The following is a 7464-nucleotide window of genomic DNA, read 5'->3' as shown; positions in this document are numbered from 1 at the left end:
CGAATCAAAAAATACAAAGAAAAATGGTGTGCATAAAAAATGACCATACCTCATACGAAGTATGGTCATTCAGTAAACACTCATTTTAGATATTTAACCTGTCTACTTGACAGGGGGCATATCAAAAAGGGTGGCTCGGCTTATGTATTTCATGCAGATACAGAAGGCTTGAATTTCAGAAAAGCATTCATCGATGCAGGTTTCCATTTATCCGGCTGTTGCATTTGGGTTAAGAATTCCCTTGTGCTTGGACGCTCGGATTATCAGTGGCAACACGAACCCGTTTTGTATGGATTTCTACAGAATGGTAAGCACTACTGGAGTAAGAATGCAGGTCGTTCCCAGACCACCATTTGGAACTTCGATAAGCCAAAGAAAAATAAGAACCATCCTACATCAAAGCCACTTGATTTACTTGCATATCCTATCGGCAATTCAAGTCAGGAGAATGCAATCGTAATCGATACCTTCGGTGGTAGTGGTTCGACACTTATGACCTGTGAGCAGACAAATCGTATTTGCCATACGATGGAACTTGATGAAAAGTACGCATCCGTCATTCTTCGCAGATATGTTGAGGATACAGATGATGCAGACAATGTGTATGTCATTCGAAATGGAGAAAAGCTGATGTACTCCGACCTTGTAAAGGAGGTAGATTTTGGAGATGGAACAACAGAATAAGAAACCAATTACCCTCGGAAGTCTTTTTGACGGTTCTGGGGGTTTTCCATTGGGTGGGGTTCTTGCAGGTATCACACCTATTTGGAGTTCTGAAATTGAGCCATTTCCTATCAGAGTTACAACGGCTCGATTTCCTAATATGAAACATTATGGAGATATATCTACACTTGATGGTTTAGAACTTGAGCCTGTAGATATCATCTCGTTTGGCAGCCCCTGTCAAAATCTGTCGGTGGCTGGCAAAAGAGAAGGCTTGGATGGTGACCGTTCAAGTCTTTTTTATGAGGCAATTAGAATTGTTAAAGAAATGAGGGAGGCTACCAATGGAAAATATCCAAGATATATCGTCTGGGAAAATGTCCCAGGAGCATTCTCCTCAAACAGTGGAGAAGACTTCAAGGCAGTCCTTACTGAAATCTGCAAAGTCAAAGACGAGCAGGTGTCAATATCTAAACCTGCAAAATGGGAAAATGCAGGACGCATCATGGGAGACGGCTTCAGTATCGCATGGAGACTCCTCGATGCTCAGTATTGGGGTGTACCCCAGAGAAGACAACGAATCTACCTTGTCGCAGATTTTGATGGAGGGAGTGCCGGAAAAATATTATTTGAGTCCGAAGGCTTGTCAGGGTATTCTGCGCAGGGCTTCAAGTCGTGGCAAAACGCTGCCAACGGTATTACAGAAGGCGTTGGAGAAACAGGCGGCCAAGACAGCTTAATGTTTGAAAACCACTCACAGGATACAAGGTATCGTGGTCCCCTTGCTGTTGCACAGACTGTTTCTTCTACTTATGGAACAGGTGGAAACAATCAGCCATTCGTAGTTCAGACACCAAAGACTTTGAAAGTCAGATGTGGCTGTGAGGGTGGGGGCAAGGGAGCGTTGATACAGGATAATCTGTCAGCTACCTTAAGCACCAATAATGACCAGACATTGTTCCAACCGAGAGCCTTTGGTGTGTGTGCGAAGAACAGTAACTCCATGAAGTCGGATAATCCGAACAGCGGATTTTATGAGGCAGATACATCAAGATGCCTTGATGCCAATGGTGGGAATCCTACCTGTAATCAGGGTGGCATTGCTGTTATTGAAGGCAACGGCAGCCGTCCTTCCCACAGGGGAGATGGTTATAAGGAATCCGATGTGATGTATACCTTAAACGCCACAGAGCAACACGCAGTTGCTTTTGCAGAAGTTCATGCAACACTATCAGCAAACGATGGTCCCAAGGGTCCGTCCAGTCAGATGATGAAAAACCCGGAAGAGAATTTCGTGGGTGAGGTTTCCTATGGTATAGGAAGACCTGCAATGAATCAAGGTTACAATGCCAAGTTCAGCTTTCAGATTGAAGAGGAAGTTGAGCCAACACTTGTGGCATCTGGAGCATCCGGGGTTGCCCATCCGAGATTTTCTTCATCGAAGGCATCATTCTTTACCGAGGCAAATGAAGAGTGTGCAAATACACTTGTTGCTACGGATTATAAAGACCCACCTATAGTAAATGACGGGGACGAGATTGATTATATTGTACGCAGGCTTACTCCAACGGAATGTGCGAGACTGCAGGGATTCCCGGATTGGTGGTGTGATGGCATAGGCATTCCTGATCCAACGGATGAGGACATCGCAAAGTGGAGAGAGGTCTTTGAAACTCATGCGAAAGCAATCGGAAAGATTACGAAACCAAAGTCTGATGCACAGATAAGGAAATGGCTGCAGAACCCACAGAGTGATTCGGCAGAATATAAAATGTGGGGAAACGGAGTGGCTCTTCCGAATGTTTTCTTCGTGCTTGCGGGTATCAAATATTATTCGGATTTATCACAGAAATAGCTTGCTATTATGTGCCTTCAGAGTGATATATGTACATACCAAAAAATCATAAGGAGGTACAAAACATGGTACTACATTTCAATGTAACAAAGGACAAACGAAAAGCTATGGTTCAGGCAATCGAGAAGGAAATCGGGGGAAAGGCAAAATACCTCGGAGTTCCTTCCTGCGCCTACGAAATTGGGAGCTTTACTGTAGGAAAGAATGGCGAATTGGAATTCGGAGATTTTGATGACCTTGATGAGGTCGCACCGATTGTTGATGCCTGCGTTTTGGCAACAGGGGTCAGCCCGGCAGAATGGAACAACAATGAAAAGGGGGCAGAAGAACCCGACAGTGAGCCGAATAAAGGGGCAGAACCGGGCGAGAGCCTTGGACTTACGGTTTCCATACCACTTGAAAAGGTAGAGGTAGGCAACCTTGCAAGCCTTCTGGATGCAAAAGGAGATTTGATAAAAAAGGCACTTGGTATTCCCGACCTAAGTTTTACTACAGACGAAGAGAATATTTCCTTCCCTTGGTTTGAAGAGGTAAAGCCGGAAGAGGCACTTGCCTACACCAAATTCATATCGGCCATTTGTGAGATGAGTAAAAAGCAGAAGAGAGTTACTGCAAAGCCAAAGGAAAACGAGAATGAGAAATATGCATTCAGATGTTTTCTCTTAAGGCTAGGGTTCATCGGGGATGAGTTCAAAGCAGACAGAAAAATCCTTCTTTCAAAACTGGATGGCTCGGCTGCATTCAAGGCAGGAGCGAAGAAAGGGGGCGAGCAGTAATGTTTTTTCCACCAAGAGATATTGTAAATAGGGTAAAGGAACAGTACCCGGCAGGTTCAAGAGTTGAACTGATTTCTATGAATGACCCATACAGAGACATTCCAAGTGGCACGAAAGGAACTGTTACGGAGGTGGATGACACAGGTACAATCCATGTACATTGGGATAACGGATGCTGCCTTGGGGTTGTCTATGGAGAGGACTCCTGCAGAAAACTAAGTACCGTGAAAGTCATCTGCTATAACGATGAGGAAGTATGGGACAGCCGGGAGGATGCTTTGGAATTTTATATGAAAGCAATGGCGGGTTCCGAAGGAAGTGAGCAGGAACGTTATGCCAAGATTGTGGCGGAACTTGCGATGGGAAAGGCTGTCTGCACGGATGGGGAAGAGTAGAAAACCGCTGGAAAGATACACAATAAAAGGTGTGTATCTTTGTCCAGTAGTGGTATTCCAATTTATGTGCTTTAGAGTGATATATGTACACAACGAAAGGGAATACTTTTCAGGAGGTACATAGAATGAACGAAAAAATCACACATCAGATTGAAGAAATGAAAAAGCAGACCATCGGAGTTGAGGTTGAAATGAATAGCATCACAAGGGAAAAGGCAGCGAGAATTGCAGCCAAGTTCTTCGGAACAGGACGCTACGAAAACACAGCCGGAAGGAACGGATACTACACTTGGTCAGCATGGGATGAGCAGGGAAGAGAATGGAAATTCCAAAGGGATGTAAGCATTGCCGGATGCGACAGCGAAAAATGCGAACTGGTAACACCAATCCTTACCTACGCAGACATGGAAACCTTGCAGGAGTTAATCAGACAGCTTCGACACGCCGGGGCAAAGAGTGATGCAACAAGAGGATGCGGGGTACACATCCACATTGGAGCAAAGGGGCATACACCACAGACCATGAGAAACCTAGCAAACATCATGGCGAGCCACGAAGACCTCATTGCAAAGGCACTTGACCTTGACCATTACCGACTGGACAGATATTGCAGAACGGTTGACCCAAGGTTTTTAGAGCAGATTAACAAGAAAAAGCCAAAGACCATGAGTGCCTTGGCAGACCTTTGGTACGGCTCACAGGGCTGCAACTACGGAAGGAGTCAGCATTACAACGACAGCCGATACCATATGCTTAACTACCATGCAACATTTACAAAGGGGACCATTGAATTCAGACTTTTCCAATTCGATGCCCCTGCAGACGGAAAGCAGAACGGACTTCATGCCGGGCAACTTAAGGCATACATTCAGCTTTGCCTTGCACTCAGCCAGATGGCAAAGGAAGTCAGAACAGCAAGCCCAAAGCCACAGCAGAATGAGAATCCAAAGTACGCAATGAGGACTTGGCTTCTTAGGCTCGGATTCATCGGGGATGAGTTCAAAACAGCAAGGGACATTCTTACAAAGAGGCTTGATGGAGATACAGCATTCAGAACGGCAAGGGCATAGCCTTCTGCCACTTTAGGAAATGACCGCTTCGGCGGTCTTAAGGTGGTAGAAGGGTATCCCCTTCGGAAAGGATGGATGCATTATGCAGAAAAGATATTACATTGCCTATGGCAGCAACCTGAACATCAGACAGATGAAATTCCGATGCCCTACTGCAAGGATTATCGGGACGGCAACCCTGCCGGATTATGAACTCCTTTTTAAGGGGAGCAAGACGGGTTCTTATTTGACAGTCGAACCAAAGAAGGGGAAGAGCGTTCCCGTGGCCGTGTGGGAAACCACAGAGACGGACGAGGCTGCCCTTGACAGGTACGAGGGATTTCCCACCTTTTACTACAAGGCAGAAATGGAACTGCCGATTATCGGAATCAGAACAGGAAAGATAAGGAAAAGAAAGGTCTATGTGTACATCATGCACGAGGACAGACCACTTGGTATTCCAAGCTGGCATTATATTGAGACCTGCCTTGAAGGGTACAGAGCATTTGAATTTGATGAGAACATTTTGTTTCAGGCAATAGAGAAAAGCAGGAGGGAATGCCATGAAGATTGAAAGAAAAATTGAGCCAAGGAAATGTCCACGCTGTGGCAATATATATAGACAGCCACCTGCACTTTCAAGAGTGGATGGAATCACAGCTATCTGCCCGGATTGTGGAACAAGAGAGGCATTAGAAAGCATTGGAGTTGAGTTTGAGGAGCAGGAGAAAATTCTGGATACGATTCACCAACATACCATATAAAAAAGTTACACATTTCTCGATTATTAACTTGCTATTATGTGCGTTTAGAGTGATATATGTACATACCAAAAGACAAGGAGGGCATTAGCCATGACAAGATTTGAAAAGGATATAATCGAGATTGAGGAAGGAAACGAAATCGAGGTTCTTAAGAGAAGAAAAGCAGAACTTGATGACCTTTACAAGAAAGGCAGATGCGAAAAGAACTCATTTAAAAGACAGTGCATTGCACAGGAATACACAAGAAAGTTAGCCGAGTACGAAGCACTCGACAAAATGTGTTAAAAAGAAAACAGAGAAAGTTGAAAGGATCCGCAAGGGTCCTTTTTTCGTGGAGGTGATGATGTGAGAAAACTGAAAAAATATGTGCCGACCAGATTTATGGCAGAGGATTCTCACTACGATAAAGCCGAGGCAGATTTTGCTGTGAACTTTATTGAAAACCTCTGTCATACAAAAGGTACATGGGCAAGAAAGAAATTTGAACTTATGGATTGGCAGGAGCAAATCATAAGGGATGTATTTGGAACCATAAAGCCAAATGGGTATCGTCAGTTCAATATGGCTTATGTAGAGATACCCAAGAAGAACGGCAAATCAGAATTAGCAGCCGCCGTTGCATTATTGCTGCTATGTGAAGGGGAACAGCGTGGTGAGATATATTCCTGTGCAGCCGATAAGAACCAAGCGAAAATCGTATTTGATGTGGCTGCCGATATGGTGAGATTTTCAAAATCATTAAGCAAACGAATCAAGATATACGAATCACAGAAAAAGCTGGAATATCTGCCTACAAAAAGTACATACCAAGTGTTAAGTGCCGATGTTTCCAACAAGCATGGATTTAATACGCATGGCGTTATTTTTGATGAGTTGCATACTCAGCCGAACCGCAAATTATATGATGTTATGGTTCAGGGTTCGGGAGATGCCAGAATGCAACCCCTATATTTCCTTATAACCACAGCCGGGAATAATACCGAGAGTATCTGTTATGAGGTGCATCAGAAGGCTTTGGATATCATGGAAGGGAGAAAGCATGACAGTACTTTTTATCCTGTAATCTTTGGTGCAGGGGTTGAGGAAGATTGGACAGACCCAAAGGTATGGAAGAAAGCAAATCCATCACTTGGAGAGACTATCGGTATCGATAAAGTCGAGGCCGCCTGTGAATCTGCAAGACAGAATCCCGGCGAAGAGAATGCTTTTAGACAGCTTCGTCTGAATCAATGGGTAAAACAGAGCATCCGTTGGATGCCAATGGAAAAGTGGGATGCCTGTGCATTCCCGGTAAATGAAGATGATCTGGAAGGACGTGTATGTTATGGAGGACTCGACCTTTCAAGTACCACAGACCTTACATCCTTCTGCCTGGTATTTCCACCTCTTGACGAGGATGATAAATATTATGTTCTTCCTTATTTCTGGCTGCCGGAGGAGACACTTGATTTGCGAGTACGAAGGGACCATGTGAATTATGATGTGTGGGAAAGACAGGGATTCATTCAGACTACGGAAGGAAATGTGGTTCACTATGGATATATTGAAAAGTTCATCGAGAGACTTGGCGAACGGTTTAATATCCGGGAGATAGCATTTGACCGTTGGGGAGCAGTCCAGATGGTGCAGAACCTCGAAGGCATGGGATTTAATGTTGTGGCAATGGGACAGGGATTTGCGTCAATGTCCCCACCGACAAAGGAACTCATGAAACTGACCCTTGAACAGAGGATTGCACATGGCGGGCATCCCGTTCTTCGGTGGAATATGGATAACATTTTTATTCGTACTGACCCTGCTGGAAATATCAAGGCAGATAAATCAAAATCAACAGAAAAGATAGATGGTGCCATAGCCTGTATCATGGCACTTGATAGAGCAATAAGATGTGGAAACGATACGAGCGAGAGCGTCTACGATACCCGTGGACTTCTCGTTTTTTAGTTGGTAAAGGAAGGTGAA

At 44.5% G+C, this 7464-nt stretch carries 8 protein-coding genes and 1 pseudogene; all 9 read left to right on the top strand.

The window, feature by feature from the left end:
* Positions 1-117 precede the first annotated feature (117 nt).
* A pseudogene (locus tag HBB17_RS16085) lies at positions 118-684 on the top strand (DNA-methyltransferase); the annotation flags it as partial.
* Positions 668-2518: a DNA cytosine methyltransferase gene (locus tag HBB17_RS16080; RefSeq protein ID WP_167958529.1), complete on the top strand. Its 1851-nt coding sequence runs from the start codon at positions 668-670 to the stop codon at positions 2516-2518. The pseudogene HBB17_RS16085 and the gene HBB17_RS16080, both read left to right, overlap by 17 nt.
* Before the next feature lie 29 nt (positions 2519-2547).
* Positions 2548-3294: a virulence protein gene (locus HBB17_RS16075; RefSeq protein ID WP_330588251.1), complete on the top strand. Its 747-nt coding sequence runs from the start codon at positions 2548-2550 to the stop codon at positions 3292-3294.
* Positions 3294-3689 carry a DUF4314 domain-containing protein gene (locus tag HBB17_RS16070; protein ID WP_167958516.1) on the top strand — a complete coding sequence of 132 codons (396 nt, stop codon included), beginning with the start codon at positions 3294-3296 and terminating at the stop codon, positions 3687-3689. Before HBB17_RS16075 ends, HBB17_RS16070 begins: the two co-directional genes overlap by 1 nt.
* 125 nt (positions 3690-3814) lie before the next feature.
* Positions 3815-4759 carry an amidoligase family protein gene (locus HBB17_RS16065; protein ID WP_167958515.1) on the top strand — a complete coding sequence of 315 codons (945 nt, stop codon included), beginning with the start codon at positions 3815-3817 and terminating at the stop codon, positions 4757-4759.
* 82 nt (positions 4760-4841) lie between these two features.
* Positions 4842-5312 (top strand): gamma-glutamylcyclotransferase family protein, encoded by a 471-nt coding sequence (locus tag HBB17_RS16060; RefSeq protein ID WP_167958514.1) that lies wholly within the window; start codon positions 4842-4844, stop codon positions 5310-5312.
* Positions 5302-5502 carry a hypothetical protein gene (locus HBB17_RS16055; protein ID WP_167958513.1) on the top strand — a complete coding sequence of 67 codons (201 nt, stop codon included), beginning with the start codon at positions 5302-5304 and terminating at the stop codon, positions 5500-5502. Before HBB17_RS16060 ends, HBB17_RS16055 begins: the two co-directional genes overlap by 11 nt.
* Positions 5503-5592: 90 nt before the next feature.
* Positions 5593-5787, top strand: coding sequence for a hypothetical protein (locus HBB17_RS16050; RefSeq protein WP_167958512.1), 195 nt, complete (start codon positions 5593-5595; stop codon positions 5785-5787).
* Positions 5788-5883: 96 nt separating this feature from the next.
* Positions 5884-7446: a terminase TerL endonuclease subunit gene (locus tag HBB17_RS16045; RefSeq protein ID WP_167958527.1), complete on the top strand. Its 1563-nt coding sequence runs from the start codon at positions 5884-5886 to the stop codon at positions 7444-7446.
* Positions 7447-7464 lie beyond the last annotated feature (18 nt).

The organism is Anaerosporobacter faecicola (assembly GCF_012070565.1).
GTDB lineage: Bacteria > Bacillota > Clostridia > Lachnospirales > Lachnospiraceae > Anaerosporobacter > Anaerosporobacter faecicola.
The sequence above is the reverse complement of the archived record's forward strand: the minus strand, read 5'-3'. Positions and strand labels throughout refer to the sequence as shown.

Coding starts and splice junctions, on each gene's coding strand:
- HBB17_RS16070 (WP_167958516.1), top strand. CDS start 3,294: ATGTTTTTTCCACCAAGAGATATTGTAAATAGGGTAAAGGAACAGTAC.
- HBB17_RS16045 (WP_167958527.1), top strand. CDS start 5,884: ATGGCAGAGGATTCTCACTACGATAAAGCCGAGGCAGATTTTGCTGTG.
- HBB17_RS16060 (WP_167958514.1), top strand. CDS start 4,842: ATGCAGAAAAGATATTACATTGCCTATGGCAGCAACCTGAACATCAGA.
- HBB17_RS16050 (WP_167958512.1), top strand. CDS start 5,593: ATGACAAGATTTGAAAAGGATATAATCGAGATTGAGGAAGGAAACGAA.
- HBB17_RS16055 (WP_167958513.1), top strand. CDS start 5,302: ATGAAGATTGAAAGAAAAATTGAGCCAAGGAAATGTCCACGCTGTGGC.
- HBB17_RS16075 (WP_330588251.1), top strand. CDS start 2,548: ATGTACATACCAAAAAATCATAAGGAGGTACAAAACATGGTACTACAT.
- HBB17_RS16065 (WP_167958515.1), top strand. CDS start 3,815: ATGAACGAAAAAATCACACATCAGATTGAAGAAATGAAAAAGCAGACC.
- HBB17_RS16080 (WP_167958529.1), top strand. CDS start 668: ATGGAACAACAGAATAAGAAACCAATTACCCTCGGAAGTCTTTTTGAC.